Raw genomic sequence first — 16317 nt, 5'->3', positions numbered from 1 at the left:
ATTTTTACAATGATTCACAAATTGTTAAAATTCGGACTTATTCGAGAGGGATGTGTATATTCTTTACCAAATGAAAAAACAGGACATAAGTATTTACACTCATGTCCTGCACTTAATTTACACTCTCGTAATTGCACGTGGAAATAAAATGTTATTTTCTAAATGAATATGCTCAAATAAATCAGACTCTAGTGCTTCAAGGCGTTGGTAAACAAGTCGATAAGTGCCGCAAGCTCCTTCTGGAGGAGTAAAGTCATTTGTAACTTTACGAAGCTCTTTAATAATGTTGCCTGCGTGGTTATGTTCATTTTCCAACTCATCTACTACTTTACGTAACTTCACATAGTTTTCTTCAGTTGGATTTTGTTCAAATTCTAAAATTAATGGAAAATCTTCTGTTTCTTCTTTAATTAAATGTTGTTCTAGTTCCATCTTTAGTTCATGAAATAGCTTATGAATTTGAGCTAAATGAGGCTGACTTGCCCCATGAACACGTAATACTTTTGTCACATACGGACTTAATTGTGGCAACTCTTCATTTAAATAGCGATGATGCTTATTTATAACATAATCAATCAATTCGCGATAAGAAGCATTTTTCCAATCAATTTCAGATTCATTTAATCGTTTCATATTATTATAAAGCGTATTTAACTCTGTAAGCACTTCAGTAGCTGATAAATTTCTTTCATGAATTGCATCAATAAGCGGTTTATTGCCACCACAACAAAAATCTATTCTATATGATTTAAAAAGATCACTAGCTTTCGGGAATTGTGTAACGATCTCACCGACAATAGAAGTTTCAGTAAATGTATGTTTCATATGAACGCCTCCATAAAGTTTGAATGTAATTACTAAATTAAGAATAGCGATAAATGAAAATCAATGTGGTGATTGAAATCACTTATTATGTGTCATTTTTGAGAATAATAGTATGAAATTTATTTAAGAACACATCTAAATAAGAGAAAGGGATATTAAATGTAAGGCATTACAGTAAAAAAAGAAGCTTTTACTAAGCTTCTTTTTTATTACTATTATTCGCATGCAACTCCATCGCCGTCTCTATCTAGTTTACGACTATATCCTGGTTGATCTTTATATAGAGGAGCTTTCCCCGCAGCTCTAACTGCATCACAATTTTTGTAATATGCACTACTAGTATTTCCTGAGGTAGGTTGTGTTTGAGTTTGCTGTGCTTTTTGCTCTTCTTGTTGCTTACGAGCTTGTTCATCAGCCTGACGTTTTTGCTCTTCTTGTTGCTTACGAGCTTGTTCATCAGCCTGACGTTTTTGTTCTTCTTGTTGCTTACGAGCTTGTTCATCAGCCTGACGTTTTTGTTCTTCTTGTTGTTTACGAGCCTGTTCATCAGCTAGACGTTCTTCATCCTCTTGCTTACGAGCTTGTTCCTCGGCTAGACGTTTTTCATCTTCTTGCTTACGAGCTTGTTCCTCGGCTAGACGTTTTTCATCTTCTTGCTTACGAGCTTGTTCCTCGGCTAGACGTTTTTCATCTTCTTGCTTACGAGCTTGTTCCTCGGCTAGACGCTTCTCATCTTCTTGCTTTTGAGTTTTTTCGTCAGCCTCTTTCTTTTCTAGTTCTTTTTTCTTTTCGCTATCTTTTTGTTCTTCATTGTTAGAGGCAACTTTTGTACTAGTTGCTGTCGTTTTTTCAGAAGAAGGAGCTGAAATACCTAATAGCGCAACAAAAATGACAAATAATACGGCTGTAATAATAAATTGTTTTTTTGCTACACCTGTTTTCTTAATAACAGATAATATTGCAAGTACAAGGAAGAATATAAATAGAATGAAACTTAAAATAGCAAAAAATTCGATGACTGGGTGTTCAGATTTTGTTGTACCAGTCACTATTAATATAATTGAAATCATAAAAAGAATAACGGTAGGACGTCCATATTGTTTTGCTTTTCCATTTTTTTTAAAGAATGAAATGATACATAAGATTAAAAGAATAAAAGCAATAAAAAATAAAGCTGCACCAATATTACTCAAAATCGCCATTTTCATACCTCCATTTGTAAGATTTTTCTTATTGATTATATAGGAACTTATTGGATATTACACGTTTTATATAAATTTAGAAAATTAATATTTTTACTAGACTTATAAACATTTATTTGCATATAAGGGAAAATAGATATATTTACTATTACTTTTTGAAAGAGATTTCATAAATTATAGTATATCGATTGAAAGGAGGAGATTTGAATGGAATTTCAATTGTTGGTAACTTGTATATTACAAGAAGGTAATGCTTACTTTTTAGTAACGAAGGTAGACGATGTTATTACGTTAAAAGTACCGATTACTGCGGGAGTAGCAGGTTTATTTTTAGCTTTAGGTGTACCAAGATGTTCTTAATTTAAATATCTATAATAGAAGAGGAAGGGACATGCCTTTCTCTTCTATTATTACATAATATAATTATGTAAACTTTAATATCATATTTGTGATAGCACGTTTGAAATGGACATGCATATACTATAATGTTTCATTGGATGTTAGGGGTGGAAGGTAGTTTTAATAAGTGCATCCAGTGATGTTTTTAAGCTATGAAAATAAAAGAGGTGCTATTATATATGAAAAGAAAAACATTTGATATTCCAGTTACATTGCGAAGAGAGTGGTTTTTAATAGAGTTAGCTCATTTAACGAAAAAATATGGAATTGAAATTGCAACTAGCAAAATGGGTGCTGCACCGTTTTTAAGAGATCAAGTTACAGAATCAAAGATAGGGAAAGGGTTACAATACGATAAATATGATGATGAGTATATAATTGAAAATTAAAGGGTAACAACAAAATTAAATTAGTTTATAACAAAATATAAAATAAAGCAGATTCTAAATATAGAATCTGCTTTATTATGAAATACTTCTAGTCAACTAACCTCTTTCTAGTGTTTTTCCTACATATTTCTCTTGCGTTATTCCAAAAGATTCACGAAGAATGCGAGCATAATCTTTAGATTCTATTGGTCGTTTATTTTTGGTGCCTTTAAAGGTTTCTGTGTAATTTTTATTTGTTAACGATATGTGACCATAAGTAGTTAATTTACAAGTGATAGCTCCTTTATTAAAAGGAGATTCTTTATGCTCTACAATCACTTTTTGAATGTTATTCACTTTTTTCTCATCTATTGGATCTAAAGTGAAAGCATAACCTATTTTCCATTCATTTGAAGGTTCAGATTGTAAGAAACTTGTAGATTCTCCGTTAGCTCCTTTTCTCATTTCTAAAATATGCGTACCTTTTCGAGTATTTCGTTTACGAATTCGATATTCTCCTGTTTGAGAGGAGATGGCTTCTCCTTTAAAAGGGACTGGATGTAAAGGGAGATGAGATGCAAAACCTGCATCCACAACATAATCTTTATTCTCATGACTTAATATGATAATGACATGACCATCATCGGGCTTCCATTTATTATCGTAAAGATCATAAACAGTACCGGCTACTTTGTATACTTGAAACCCACAATCAATTAAAAAATAATACAATAAGGAGTTTAATTCATAACAAAGTCCACCTCGTTTTTGAATAAGTAACTTTTCTATTAAGTTATCTTTTGAGATATTTTTAATAGTACCAGCCATAATATCAAGATTTTCATAGGGGAGAATCATTCCCATTTTTAATAAGATTTCATCTAAATCATCAAATGTTATTTCTTTTGCAGGAATTTTTAAGCGTTCAAAAAACTCCTTTTGTAAATTGGTCATCATAAAGTATTCTCCTTTCTTTTTACAGAATTTTCTTCTGCTCACCGATAGGTTAGTACTTCTACAAGGTTAATTCAAGTGCGCGGAAATTATCATAATATATGTTTCTGGAAATATGATTGTTTATTCGGAAATTTCAGTTTGATTTTTAATTGTAGGAAAGCCTTACAATATAGGGTCCTTTAAAATTATTTTGTATTTAATGAAAAGAAAGTACATATCTTTATTATGTTTTTAAATAACTAACTAGTAATAAAATGTTTTTTTACTAACATTTTTTCAAGATTTGTATGCTTTATATAAACAATAATGATTTAAAAAATATCTGGATGTAGCGAAGTTAACAATTATTGAGAAACTTTTTTGTCGTATTCTATCAAAAGGAAGAGGTAGAAACAAAGAGAATAACGAGAGTTAAGGAAGAGGGTACACAACTAGTAACCTTCTAAAAATAGGGCTAACATCTTTTTAAAATCAAAGATTAGCTATTATTAAGGAAGGGAAAATATAAAATATTATAAAGAACACCTTCTTTCAAAAAAATAGGGGGAGTAATATGAGACTGATGAGAAGATGTGTGGCCTTACTAATTGTATTTTTTATCATGGCTCCAACGATTAGCACAAATGTACAGGCAGAAGTTGTAAAAGAGCTTGGAAAGGGGTTTCCTGACACAGAAGTATTTACACCTGGGGAATGGTTTTTAGGCCAAAAACCTGCTAATTATGATGAGAATAAACCACCAATTCTCTTTGTACAAGGAAGAAATGGTAATGCGGATAGTTGGTATGGAAAGACAGTATATCATGATATAAATGATATGTATGATTATGCTTTGAAAGCAGGCTATCAAACAGTGTTTATACAATTATATGATGCTGCGGGGAAAGGTTCGGCTAGTCAGTGGGATAACGGAAAACTGTTAGCACAAAAACTTGAAGAAATATATAATCATTTCGGTAAAAAAGTTAATATTGTAGCGCATAGTAAAGGTGGTATTGATACACAAGCCGCATTAGTTGAATATGATGCGAATCGATTTGTTGGAAATGTTATTACACTTGCTACACCGCATCACGGCTCAAATTTAGCAGATTTGTCATATAGTTGGTGGGCAGGGTGGCTAGCTTCTATATTAGGTCAAAAAGATGATGGTACGTACTCGTTACAAATAGGTGAAATGGCAAAGTTTCGTTCAACAATAGATAATAACCCAGCAGCTAAATTAAACCGTTACTATACGGCTACTGGGACTAGCTGGGGGCCAACATTTTCTGCATTATCTATGGGCGGGTTATATTTATCATCGTACGGTTCAAATGATGGACTAGTAAATGAATGGAGTGCGAAGCTATCGTACGGTACACATTTATTTACAGATTCCAGATTTGATCATGACAATATAAGAAAAGGATCAGCTGTTTTTACACGAATCGAACCATATTTACGTACGACAAATGTGGAATTACCAGCTTTAGTAGCATCCAGCACTAGTTCAAATGAAAATCTAGAACAATTAAATACAACTTCAAATCAAAATATTTTAGGAGGCGAATTACCACAAAATCAGTGGATAGAGCAAACCGTTACAGTTGATAAAAAAGCGGAAGGAATAGTTTCTGTACTAACTGCTTCTTCTGATGTAGAAGTACAAATGGTATCTCCAAAAGGAAAAATATATGCAAATAAAGATAGCGCTATAACTACTGGTGAAGGCGAATCTTTCTTTAATGGGGCGACAATTAGAACATTTAAGTTTGATAAATTGGAAGTAGGCGAATGGAAAATCAAAATGATGGCGAAGCAGTCGAAAGATGCATATTTAGTTGTAAGCGATTACAATAATGACGCACCATTTGTTCTTCAAATACCTACAAAAGTTAAAGTAAATAAACCTGAGTATAAACTGAAAAAATCACCAATGGCACCTGAAATGAAAGGGGATCTTTCCATAACAGTAAGAGTCGTTAATAAAGAAGGTAAGTTAGTCTCTGAATTTAATGAATTACAAAATGTTAATACGAATACATTTACAGGTGCTTTGAAAGATATAAAACAACCGGGAGTATATAACGTTACGATGGATATAAAAGGGATGAATAAAGAAGGAAAACCATATAATCGTACGATTGTTAAGTCGGTTTATGTAGAGAAATAAGGAAGAATAAATAAGCATAATATAAAAGTGCAGAAATCTTGTGTTAGAAAGAATTCTGCACTTTTTTTGCGTGATGAGAGATAATAAAAGTCGAAGAAAACTGTTATTCAATAAAAAAAGATGCTGAAATAGCATCTGAATGTGAAGGAATAATATTAACTTAGTTTTGTAACTGTTAATTCAACTGAATTTATACCATTGTCACAAGTTACAATACTTTGACGATTAAAGCCACTATTATTTCTAAGTTGAAGAGTTGAATTAGCTGGCACTGTAACAATCGTTTCGCCAACGAGTTGAAGACATTCGTTATTTGATGAAGTATTCATTTGAATAGCGAAGTCACCTTGACTATTAGCAAGTGGATTGTTATTTAAAAATATAGTTATGACTGGGATATGTGGAAATACAGGATTTAAAGTAGTATTAATACTGGAAATGAACGAAACTCTATAATCACCAGCTTGTCTAAATTGTATAGTAGTAGGGTTTAGTAAGGAAACGCCTCCTGCTAAAGGTCCAACGTGATTAAATGGAAAAGGGTTGCCAAAAGGAACAGTTATAAATTCAGTTTGCCAAAAAGTTCCGTATGCAGGACAGCTTCGTTTATGTGAATGGTCACATGAACATTTTTTATTTGAACTGGAAGAAGATTTGCATGAGCATTTTTTATACGAGTTTGAAGAATGATAGTATGAACCCAATATATTACCTCCTATTCTTAATAAATGTAAAACACATAATAGTTTATGAAAATGAATCACAATTGGCGTGTATGCTTGTACTATAAAAGGAGATAGATTTGGAATATAAAGTGGTCAAATGATGAAATGTAGTATTGGGGTATTACCTTTAACACTTTTTGAAGATGATAAGGTTCAGAATTTGATAGAAAAATGAATGGGATTTCTAAATGGATTGAAGTAACGAGGAAACGTTTATCCCGCTATTTTCCGAGCAGTAAGACTCCCACCTCAAAATTCAGCGAAAGCAAAGAAGTTAGGTGGGGATGAACAAAACCCCCCACTGAGTAAAGTTTCACTTTACTATATTAATTTCGTATGACAAAACAGCAATATTATCTTTTGCTGTATGGATGTTATCGTTTGGTGAAGCTATGATATTTAATCGTATGTATATTAGATTATTTATTTTTTGTTTTTATTTGTGTAGCTGGGCAGGAAGAAGTCAGAAAAAATAGAATAAATGTACATATGAAGCATCGTTTGTTTTTGGTGTGAATAGTAATTAAAGATACGCTAAAATATTTAAAATTGTAACGAAAGAGAGATTAAATAATAGAAGGAGCAACTTACATGGAAAATATATTAAAGGTATCTTCAAAATCAAGCCCAAATTCAGTCGCAGGTGCAATAGCAGGTGTACTAAGAACAAGTGGTAATGTGGAAATTCAAGCGATTGGGGCTGGAGCTATAAATCAAGCGATTAAAGCAATTGCGATTGCAAGAGGGTTCGTCGCTCCAAGTGGTATTGACTTAGCTTTTGTTCCAGCGTTTCAAGAGATTTCTATCAATAATGAAGAGAGAACAGCGATTAAATTAATTGTAGGCCCTAGAAAGAAAAGGTCTTAGTAGAAGAGAGTGTTACTATAAGGGGAAAAGACTAATAGACTTCCCAGGTTAGATACGTTATTTTATGTAACCGATCCTTGGGTGTGGACACGGCATTATACCGGACTCATGTCTGTTAATTTCTCCTTAAATTTAGCGCGTATTCTAGATACTTAAAAATGCCAAATCCTTTGTGATATAAGGGATTTGGCATTTTTGGTGTTTTTAAAAATAAACAACTCTAAAACTGCTCATTTAGAAGATTTAGTTTTAGTAGCGGCCATTGAACGTTTTTATGATAGTTTACCTGATAAATGGAGAGAAATAGTAGCAGACAATATTGATTGTGCTAGTTATGTAGATAGGAAATATGAAGCGCACGTTTTAATGGAAAATGGTATGGAAATAAAAATAGAAATCTTTTATGTGGAAGAAGACAAAGATGAAGAATGGATATATAAAGCTTATAAAGTTTTATTATAGAAATTTCATTTTCATACAAAGGGGAATTGATATGAATTTTGAAAACTTTGAAAAATAAGAGCAATTTAAACAGTTACAAAAAAATAATGTTGTAATTGTGAAATGGAAAAAAAGCGTAAGGCAGTACAAGGAATTAGGAGAAATCACACATCATAATTCTTACACAATTAATCGTATAAATGAATTGATTTTGAAAATAGTTTAGATGTTGTTGGAAATATAGTTAGTATATGTCCGAACTGTCATAGGTTGATTCATTATGGAAGAGACAAAGAGAAGAAAAAAGTTTTAGAACTTCTCTTTGAACAAAGAAAAGATTCTTTGAAGAAGTTCGGTATTGAGGTATCTCTCAAAGAGCTATTTGGATACTATGGAATTCTAAAATAAGAATATTCATAGCTATAGTGAAGGTAGAATGTTTCATACTTAAACATAGGTATTATTGTGATGGAAATTTAAATTTCGTCTTTTGAAAGTATCAATAATTTGTATTATTTTTATAGGGTTATATATTTTTCTTTTGCTCTGCTGTATAGCAGAGCTCTTTTTTGTCGTACAAAAGCCACCTATATATGTGAAGTGCACCCCAATTGTTAGGCTGTGTCTAACAATTGGGGTGCACTTCAGTCCTGTCGGGCGGCTTCTTTTAATTTATATTCACCAATTCATCAAACTTAAACTTAGTATTCAAACCAAAAGCATCTGTACAATATATAGTTTTCGTCATCGGTTCAATATGTAATACATTTATGTACATGTCTTGCACCATTCCATCACGATAGTATGAGGTATGTATTTCTTCTTCCTCGTGAAAAGATTGCATTAACGCTCTTTCTATTCGTTCCATAGTATCTTGTGTTAAAAAAGGTTTAGGTACTTTATATTGTTCCTCAAACATTCTATGTATTTCCTCGTATTGCTCCGGTATTGAAGCAAACGGATTCCATTTCACCATACCTCTTCCACGTACTACAGGAAAGCCGTTATATTCCATGATGTAATACCTCACTTTTGTTTTTTTAACTCCACTACAAACAAACGTGCGTTCTTTTTTGGGGTTTGAAAAGGGACCATTTTGTTAACATGAATATTCAAAAATAATTTTTTCAAGTTAGAATATTCAAAAACTTATTTATGCAAACAAGCATGTCATGATAACATTTAACAAAAGGGGGTAGAAGTAGATGAGTGTTGACATTATTTCTAAAGAAGAAATCACAAAATTATTAAACGACTGGTATCAAGCTATGATTTCACAACGTGTATTACAGTCTCAGAAAATAAAAGAAGATATTGCAAATAAAATCAATAATATTAAGGAAGACCAAACGATATTAGTCTACTACGCTTTATTGAATGCACGGTATAAACTGCTAATTCGGGATATGGATAGTACAAAAGATATTCTGGACAAAATCGAGCCTTTACCAGAGTCTACAGAAACATTTTTAGAGTACTATCATCATTTATTTAAAGCAATTTATGCTATTAATAAAGCAAACCATAGTGAAGCAAGAATGCAATTTGAAAAAGCTGAAACGTTTTTAGAGTACATGCATGATGAAATTGAAAAAGCTGAATTTAATTATTGGCTTGCAGTCCATTACTATCACGTATTAAAACCGATCTTAGCAGTTCAATTTGCTACAAAGGCGAATGAAGTATTTTCAATTAGTCCAGGGTATGAATTAAAAACTGCAGCATGCTTAAATACTTTAGGAATGGCACACATTCGACTAAATGAATTCGAAAGTGCAGAGGAATATTTACTTTCAGCACTAGGTACCTTCCAAAAATCTAATGATGAACTTCTTATTAAACGAGTTAAGCATAATTTAGGACTTTTATACGCAAGTCAAAACATGCCAGAGTTAGCAATTAAACACTTAGAGGATTCATTAGAAAATAACGCTAAAACTATGTTTCTTTTAGCAAGAGAACATTTTAAGTTAGGTTATAGTCATATCGCTAATGAATATATTGAGAATGGCTATAAGATTAGCGACTTATGTTATCGTCATCATTTCCGAATTTTAAAAGCAGTACATAACTATGTACCGCAAGAAGAATTAGAAAATGTGGTTATAGAAGGTATTTCGTATTTTGAAAAAGAAGAATTATATGATTGGGTAAAAGAATATGCTTCTCTTTTAGGTGAAATATTCTATGGTTCAGAAAATCACAGAAAAGCAAGCAAGTATTTGCACATCGCTTTAGATGCAGACAAAAAGAGCATAGAAAGAAGGGCGCTAAAATGAAAAAAGCAATCTTATTAATGATGATGTTATCCGCTGTTTTTACTTTTGGTCTTACTAATGTAAAAGACATACCACAAAACGAAGCAATTGAAGTGTTTATGGATCATGGAGAACATATTTAAAACCTAAGGAAGAGGGCGCTTATAGTGTCCTCTTTTTAATATCTATTATTTATATGATGAGGTTGCAGGTACGTCTTTTGGTTATTGTTTGATAAACGTAAGATGTTTCTAAAAATGTGTATACAAAGGTGTAATTTTGTACTGTATATGTTCACATATTTGCTCACATTTTGTTCACGTACTATATAAAAAAGTATGAAAATCTATAAAAATAATTATTTCAATAAAATTTGTTTTAGATATTAAAAAGTGCCAAAACCCTTGTGGTATAAGGGGTTTGGCACTTTTGTGTTTTTTATATTTTATCAAATAAACAACCCTAAAACTGCTCATTCTTCTCCCAAGATTCAACGATATAATGTGCAATCGTCGGATTGAAGCCTTTACCAACTAAAAACATAATCGCAGCAACTTCTGTTAATGCGTGTTCATGTGATGTATGTTTTGCTTCATTTAAACCGTAATCTACCCATGGTTTTACGAAATCTAGTACGGGTTTCTTGAAAGGTAAAAACTGTGTACCGACAACTTGTTGAATTTGTTGTTGTGTTGGTTCAGTAATTGGTCCAGGTGGCAATATTTGTGGTTGTGTAATGTCTAATGTTGGTCCAGGCGGTAAAATTTGTGGTTGAGTTGGATCTATTGTTGGTGGTTTAGGTGGTGAGACACGTGCGTCGTAGTTTGGTTGATACATTTGTTGTTGGTATTGCGGTTGTTGTGGTTGAGTTGTGTATGGGTTTTGTGGTGCTGCATATGGATTTTGAGGATATTCATAATTTGGACGTGCGTCATATGGATTTTGTTGAAATTCAGTTTCTTGGTTTTGCGTTGTTGCATATGGGTTTTCGTCATATTGTGGTTCTTGCTGTTGTAACTCTTGTTCTTCGTATTGTTCTGTGTATCTCTGTTCTTGTTGTTGAGGATACAATGGTTGCCTTGGATAAGGCGGTTGATTATTATAGAACATGTTTATTCCTCCTTCATGATGATGCCTACCACCTAGTGTATGGGCGGACAAGAAAATATGTGATGAAAAAATGCGGGCGTGTTACAATAAGTAACTGGGTGAAGATAAAATGACAAAACAAGAAAAAATTCAAAAAACAATTACTTTTGTAAAACATATTTTAGAAAAAGATGCGAGTGGGCATGATTGGTATCATATTGAACGTGTACATAAAATGGCGATTTCTTTATCTGAGCAAGAAGGTGGAAATCGTTTTATAATTGAAATGGCAGCATTACTTCACGATGTGGCAGATGAAAAGCTAAATGAAAGTGAAGAAGCAGGAATGAAAAAAGTTTCTGATTGGTTAGAAGAGCTACGGGTTGAAGAAGAGGAAAGTAAACATATTCTTCATATCATCGCCAATATGTCTTATAAAGGTGGCCATGGCGGCACAGTAGAGTCACTTGAAGGGAAAATTGTTCAAGATGCGGATCGTTTAGATGCTCTTGGTGCAATAGGAATTGCTCGTACATTTGCATATGGTGGGGCGAAAGGGAGATTAATGTATGACCCAACTATTCCGCCGCGTGAAGAAATGACGAAAGAAGAATATAGAAAAAATAATGATCCATCTTTAAATCATTTTTATGAAAAACTTTTGAAATTAAAAGATTTAATGAATACGAATGCAGCAAAACAAGAGGCTGAAATTCGTCATCGTTATATGGAACAGTTTATTGAACAATTTATGAAAGAGTGGAATGCACAAATATGAAAATGTTAACTGTGGAGAACTTATCAAAATCATATGGGGAAAAGCCGTTATTTGATGGATTATCATGTAGTATTACAGAAGGACAACGTGTCGGAATTATTGGTGTAAACGGAACTGGTAAATCGACATTATTAAAAATTATTGCAGGATTAGAAACTCCTGATACAGGTGATATGACGCATTCACGTGGGTATACAATTAGTTATTTATCACAGCAACCAGATTTTGATGAAAAACTAACAGTATTAGAGCAAGTGTTCCATGGTGATACACCTTTAATTCGTCTTCTTCGTGATTATGAAAAAGCGCTATTAAATATTGAAAAAGATCCAAGTAATGAAAAAGTACAGGAACAATTATTTGCAGTGCAGCAACGTATGGATGCAATGAGTGCATGGGAAGCAAATGCAAATGCGAAATCTCTTCTAACGAAATTAGGAATTACAGATTTCACTGCAATTGTTGGAAATTTATCTGGTGGACAGAAAAAACGTATCGCAATGGCACAATGTTTTATTGAAACACCTGATTTATTAATTTTAGACGAGCCTACGAACCATCTTGACCATGAGACAGTTGAATGGTTAGAAGAATATTTAGCAAGATATACAGGTGCGGTATTACTTGTAACCCATGATCGTTATTTCTTAGATCGTGTGACGAACCGTATTTTTGAATTAGATAATGGTAAATTATATAGCTACGAAGGAAACTATAGTACATTTTTAGAAGCGAAAGCACTTCGCGAAGAGCAAGAATTGGCACAAGAATCCAAACGCCAAAATTTATATCGTCGTGAACTTGCTTGGATTCGTCGTGGTGCAAAAGCCCGTTCTACGAAACAAAAGGCGCGTATTCAGCGTTTTGATGAGCTAAAGGAACAAGAAGGACCAGCTGCAAAACAGTCAGTTGATATTGCACTAAGTGGAAGTCGTCTAGGAAAGAAAGTACTTGAGTTAAAAGATGTAACGAAAAAATTTGGCGATAAGACGGTATTACATAATTTTAATCATATTGTGAAACCAGGTGATCGTATTGGAATTATTGGGGCGAACGGAAGCGGGAAATCTTCTCTATTAAATATGCTTGCAGGTAAGTTATCTCCTGATAGTGGTGAAGTTGAAGTAGGACAAACTGTAAAAGTTGCTTATTATACGCAAGAAAATGAAGAGATGAATTTAAATCAGCGTATGATTGAATACATTAAAGAGATTGCAGAAGTTATTCATACAACAGATGGAAAAGTAATTGGTGCATCTCAAATGTTAGAACGTTTCTTATTCCCGACTCATTCACATGGTACACCGCTTGGTAAACTATCTGGTGGTGAAAGAAGACGTTTATATTTATTACGTATTTTAATGGGAGAACCAAACGTACTTTTACTTGATGAACCTACGAACGATCTAGATACACAAACATTAACAGTACTAGAAGATTATTTAGAAGATTTCCCAGGTGTCGTTTTAACTGTATCGCATGACCGTTACTTCTTAGATAAGGTAGTAGATGAACTGTTCATCTTTACTGGCGGAGGCGAAGTGCGTGAGTTCCTAGGTAGTTATACAGATTATTTAGAAATGGAAAAAACGAGAGAACTTATGGAGAAAGCGGAAGTTCAAAAAGAGAAAAAAGTAGTAGAAGAAGCTCCAAAACAACAACGTAAACGTAAACTTTCATACAATGAGCAGCGTGAATGGGAAACGATTGAAGATACAATTGCCGAACTTGAAGAGAAAATTGAGTCAATTGGGGAAGAACTTGCGAAAGTTGGATCTGACTTCACAAAGGCACAAGAATTATCTGAAGCACAGCAGAAAACAGAAGAAGAGCTAGAAAAAAAGATGGAAAGATGGAGTGAACTATCAGACATCGTTGAAGGATTAAAATAAAAACAAGCTGCATATATTGAAAAGTAAAGAGAAAAACTTTACACTATTGGTAGAACCTATTTTAGGAGGGAAAAAATGAGAACATCTAATCCAATGTTGAAAAAAGAGGCATTCCGTAAAGAGGGAGCAAGCGCTTCTGCGATGACGATTGGCGGAACAGTAGGCAAAACGTTCATTATGCTTATCTTGCTACTTGCAACGTCTGTCTATTCATACATACAAATGATGCAGGGGACGATGAAGATGCCAGTATTAATTGGTGCTTTAATCGTTGCGGCAATCATCGCATTTGCGTCTATGTTCTTCCCGCGTATTTCACCTTTTGGTGCACCAATCTATGCAGCGGTAGAAGGGGTTGTGTTAGGAAGTATTTCAGCAGTTTATACAATGAAATTTGGCGATTCTATCGTTTTAAATGCTGTATTACTAACAATCTCAATTCTATTTGCAATGTTAGTGTTATATGCAACACGCGTAGTAAAAGTAACGGATAAATTCCGTACAGGCGTTATGGCAGCAACACTTGGAATTATGGTTATGTATTTAGTCGTATTCCTACTAAATATGTTTGGTGTAACTGTTCCATACATTCACCAAGGTGGTACAATCGGTATTATTATTAGTGCAGTTGTTATCGTAGTTGCTGCATTAAACTTATTACTAGATTTCGATTTAATCGAAAATGGTGTACGTAGTCAAGCTCCGAAATATATGGAGTGGTATACTGCGATGGGACTAATGCTTACATTAGTATGGTTATACTTAGAAATTCTTCGTTTTGTTTCTTACTTTACGAAAAATGACTAATAAAAAAATCCTGCATGAAAAATGCAGGATTTTTTTATTTTCAAAGATATATTGAATGTATGGTATAATATGGATGTTATCAACTTGAATTGAAGGAGATGGAATATGATGAAAGAGAAGAAAGGGATTATGAAAAAACTATTTTCTAAAAGTTTTTTCATAGAACTAGATGAAACTTTAACGTATCCATCATCAGAAGTTATTACTTCAGTGATTGAAGGATATGCAACTGAATGCAATGAGAGACTAAAATTTGAGAGTAAAGTTAAACCGATTACGTTCTACTTAGAAAATGTAATGTACCGTGCTGAAATAAAGATGGCTCGCGGAGGATATTACATATCTTGTACTGAAGTGTAATAAATTTTGAAACCATACATGTTTGAACTATGTATGGTTTCTTTTTTTGTTTTGTAGGGTCTAAAATAATACTTTTTACTTACGGATATATCATTTTGTGCTTTTTACTATTCAAATACTTCTCCTTACAATGAAGAAAAATATGTGAGGTGGTATAACTTATGATGAATCGAGTTGTATTAATCGGTAGATTGACAAAGGAGCCAGAATTATACTACACAAAACAAGGCGTCGCTTATGCAAGAATATGTATTGCGGTGAATAGAGGATTTCGAAATAGTTTAGGTGAACAACAAGTCGATTTTATTAATTGTGTCGTTTGGCGAAAATCGGCTGAGAATGTAACTGAATATTGTAAGAAGGGGTCACTTGTTGGGATTACAGGGCGTATTCAGACGAGTAATTACGATGATGAACAAGGCAAGAGAATATATAGAACTGAAGTTGTGATTGAGAGTATTACCTTTTTGGAGAGAAGGCGGGAGGGGGCATCATGATAAGAAGTAAAGAGTATCAAAAATAATAGAGGGGGTTAATAGCCCTCTATTATTTTTGAGTGATACCTCCCCAAACAACATCCAACTGTTGATAGAGTATATTTTTTGCATTTGTTTCATTAGCATGTAATTGGGAATGGGACATTAGTGTATAAAAATAAGTACTCATAATAGTAGAAGTGATAATATTTACATCCCATTGACTGTTTAATGTTCCTGCCTCTTTCGCTTCGGTAATAATTGAAGACAAACCTTCTTGTAGCTGTTGTATACTTTTTAATTCATTTTCTACTAAGTAGTTTGACTTTATAATCTCAAAGACGGCATGCTTCATGAAATCACCATGTCCAGTAAATCGATCCAGTAAATCTCCTAAAACAAGTTTGATTTTTTCTTTTGGATGTTCCATATTTTTATACGTTTTTAAACTTTCATTCCATAGGTCAATCTGAGAATCACCTAAAAATAATAATATGTTTTCTTTTTTCGGAAAATAGTTGAAGAAAGTTCCTTTTGCAATACCACATGCAGTAGTAATATCTTGAACCGTTACGTTTTCGTACCCACGTTCTTGGAAGAGCTGTATTGCCTTTAGGAATATAAGTTCTTTTAACTCTTTTTTTCTCGTTTCTCTTAGCATTTTATCTACTCCTAACACAAACAATTATAGCTGTTTAATAGATAATCTCAAATAGAA

General features: G+C 33.1%; 19 protein-coding genes and 1 pseudogene. 13 read left to right on the top strand and 7 right to left on the bottom strand.

All coding sequences use genetic code 11. The features are described from left to right. Nucleotides 1–117 precede the first annotated feature (117 nt). Nucleotides 118–825: an iron-sulfur cluster repair di-iron protein gene (ric, locus tag N2V92_RS24445; RefSeq protein WP_000683171.1), complete on the bottom strand. Its 708-nt coding sequence runs from the start codon at nucleotides 823–825 to the stop codon at nucleotides 118–120. A gap of 215 nt (nucleotides 826–1040) precedes the next feature. Then, nucleotides 1041–2027 (bottom strand): excalibur calcium-binding domain-containing protein, encoded by a 987-nt coding sequence (locus tag N2V92_RS24440; RefSeq protein ID WP_042597943.1) that lies wholly within the window; start codon nucleotides 2025–2027, stop codon nucleotides 1041–1043. A gap of 207 nt (nucleotides 2028–2234) precedes the next feature. On the opposite strand from N2V92_RS24440, the gene exsG reads away from it, so the two are divergent. Together exsG and N2V92_RS24430 are read left to right on the top strand one after the other, a co-directional pair. After that, nucleotides 2235–2387 (top strand): exosporium protein ExsG, encoded by a 153-nt coding sequence (exsG, locus tag N2V92_RS24435; RefSeq protein WP_000395679.1) that lies wholly within the window; start codon nucleotides 2235–2237, stop codon nucleotides 2385–2387. Between the two features lie 218 nt (nucleotides 2388–2605). Beyond that, complete coding sequence (locus N2V92_RS24430; protein WP_000824195.1) at nucleotides 2606–2815, top strand: hypothetical protein; 210 nt, start codon at nucleotides 2606–2608, stop codon at nucleotides 2813–2815. Nucleotides 2816–2911: 96 nt separating this feature from the next. On the opposite strand, the gene N2V92_RS24425 is transcribed toward N2V92_RS24430, so the two are convergent. Continuing rightward, the gene (locus N2V92_RS24425; RefSeq protein WP_000988895.1) at nucleotides 2912–3751 is read right to left on the bottom strand and encodes an arylamine N-acetyltransferase family protein; all 840 of its coding nucleotides are present in this window, start codon (nucleotides 3749–3751) and stop codon (nucleotides 2912–2914) included. A gap of 553 nt (nucleotides 3752–4304) precedes the next feature. Between N2V92_RS24425 and N2V92_RS24420 the strand changes: the two genes are divergently transcribed. Next, the gene (locus N2V92_RS24420; protein ID WP_016077800.1) at nucleotides 4305–5906 is read left to right on the top strand and encodes an esterase/lipase family protein; all 1602 of its coding nucleotides are present in this window, start codon (nucleotides 4305–4307) and stop codon (nucleotides 5904–5906) included. A 155-nt stretch (nucleotides 5907–6061) separates the two neighbouring features. On the opposite strand, the gene N2V92_RS24415 is transcribed toward N2V92_RS24420, so the two are convergent. Beyond that, nucleotides 6062–6610 carry a hypothetical protein gene (locus N2V92_RS24415; RefSeq protein ID WP_000536156.1) on the bottom strand — a complete coding sequence of 183 codons (549 nt, stop codon included), beginning with the start codon at nucleotides 6608–6610 and terminating at the stop codon, nucleotides 6062–6064. A gap of 612 nt (nucleotides 6611–7222) precedes the next feature. Here N2V92_RS24415 and N2V92_RS24410 point away from each other — a divergent pair. The 3 genes and pseudogenes from N2V92_RS24410 to N2V92_RS24400 all read left to right on the top strand — a co-directional run. Further along, nucleotides 7223–7498, top strand: coding sequence for a stage V sporulation protein S (locus N2V92_RS24410; protein ID WP_000427801.1), 276 nt, complete (start codon nucleotides 7223–7225; stop codon nucleotides 7496–7498). 198 nt (nucleotides 7499–7696) lie between these two features. Beyond that, the gene (locus N2V92_RS24405; RefSeq protein WP_003277991.1) at nucleotides 7697–7960 is read left to right on the top strand and encodes a hypothetical protein; all 264 of its coding nucleotides are present in this window, start codon (nucleotides 7697–7699) and stop codon (nucleotides 7958–7960) included. Nucleotides 7961–8146: 186 nt separating this feature from the next. Beyond that, nucleotides 8147–8347, top strand: a pseudogene (locus N2V92_RS24400) (HNH endonuclease); the annotation flags it as partial. A 259-nt stretch (nucleotides 8348–8606) separates the two neighbouring features. Here the strand turns inward: N2V92_RS24400 and N2V92_RS24395 are convergent. Then, entirely contained in the window at nucleotides 8607–8954 is a 348-nt protein-coding gene (locus N2V92_RS24395; protein ID WP_000456183.1) for a YolD-like family protein, read from the bottom strand. Nucleotides 8955–9144: 190 nt separating this feature from the next. Between N2V92_RS24395 and N2V92_RS24390 the strand changes: the two genes are divergently transcribed. Both N2V92_RS24390 and N2V92_RS24385 read left to right on the top strand, forming a co-directional pair. Continuing rightward, nucleotides 9145–10218: a response regulator aspartate phosphatase gene (locus tag N2V92_RS24390; protein WP_000109855.1), complete on the top strand. Its 1074-nt coding sequence runs from the start codon at nucleotides 9145–9147 to the stop codon at nucleotides 10216–10218. Continuing rightward, nucleotides 10215–10340, top strand: coding sequence for a hypothetical protein (locus N2V92_RS24385; RefSeq protein WP_000709202.1), 126 nt, complete (start codon nucleotides 10215–10217; stop codon nucleotides 10338–10340). Before N2V92_RS24390 ends, N2V92_RS24385 begins: the two co-directional genes overlap by 4 nt. Nucleotides 10341–10659: 319 nt before the next feature. On the opposite strand, the gene N2V92_RS24380 is transcribed toward N2V92_RS24385, so the two are convergent. After that, entirely contained in the window at nucleotides 10660–11307 is a 648-nt protein-coding gene (locus tag N2V92_RS24380) for a hypothetical protein (RefSeq protein WP_170264789.1), read from the bottom strand. A gap of 109 nt (nucleotides 11308–11416) precedes the next feature. Here N2V92_RS24380 and N2V92_RS24375 point away from each other — a divergent pair, with 109 nt between their 5' ends. The 5 genes from N2V92_RS24375 to N2V92_RS24355 all read left to right on the top strand — a co-directional run bounded on the left by N2V92_RS24375 (nucleotide 11417) and on the right by N2V92_RS24355 (nucleotide 15620). Beyond that, nucleotides 11417–12064 carry an HD domain-containing protein gene (locus N2V92_RS24375; protein ID WP_000165966.1) on the top strand — a complete coding sequence of 216 codons (648 nt, stop codon included), beginning with the start codon at nucleotides 11417–11419 and terminating at the stop codon, nucleotides 12062–12064. Next, nucleotides 12061–13956, top strand: a complete 1896-nt coding sequence (locus tag N2V92_RS24370) for an ABC-F family ATP-binding cassette domain-containing protein (RefSeq protein WP_000783164.1) — start codon at nucleotides 12061–12063, stop codon at nucleotides 13954–13956. Before N2V92_RS24375 ends, N2V92_RS24370 begins: the two co-directional genes overlap by 4 nt. 75 nt (nucleotides 13957–14031) lie before the next feature. Then, entirely contained in the window at nucleotides 14032–14763 is a 732-nt protein-coding gene (locus tag N2V92_RS24365) for a Bax inhibitor-1/YccA family protein (RefSeq protein WP_001260655.1), read from the top strand. A gap of 105 nt (nucleotides 14764–14868) precedes the next feature. Continuing rightward, nucleotides 14869–15123: a DUF4318 domain-containing protein gene (locus N2V92_RS24360; protein ID WP_016077798.1), complete on the top strand. Its 255-nt coding sequence runs from the start codon at nucleotides 14869–14871 to the stop codon at nucleotides 15121–15123. A gap of 161 nt (nucleotides 15124–15284) precedes the next feature. Beyond that, a complete protein-coding gene (locus N2V92_RS24355) occupies nucleotides 15285–15620 on the top strand; it encodes a single-stranded DNA-binding protein (RefSeq protein ID WP_000982013.1) in 336 nt (111 codons plus the stop codon). A 49-nt stretch (nucleotides 15621–15669) separates the two neighbouring features. On the opposite strand, the gene N2V92_RS24350 is transcribed toward N2V92_RS24355, so the two are convergent. Beyond that, nucleotides 15670–16260: a TetR/AcrR family transcriptional regulator gene (locus N2V92_RS24350; protein WP_016077797.1), complete on the bottom strand. Its 591-nt coding sequence runs from the start codon at nucleotides 16258–16260 to the stop codon at nucleotides 15670–15672. Between the last annotated feature and the right edge of the window lie 57 nt (nucleotides 16261–16317).

The organism is Bacillus sp. CH_48, assembly GCF_038008465.1.
GTDB lineage: Bacteria > Bacillota > Bacilli > Bacillales > Bacillaceae_G > Bacillus_A > Bacillus_A thuringiensis_S.
This window is presented reverse-complemented; position numbering and strand designations above follow the sequence as displayed.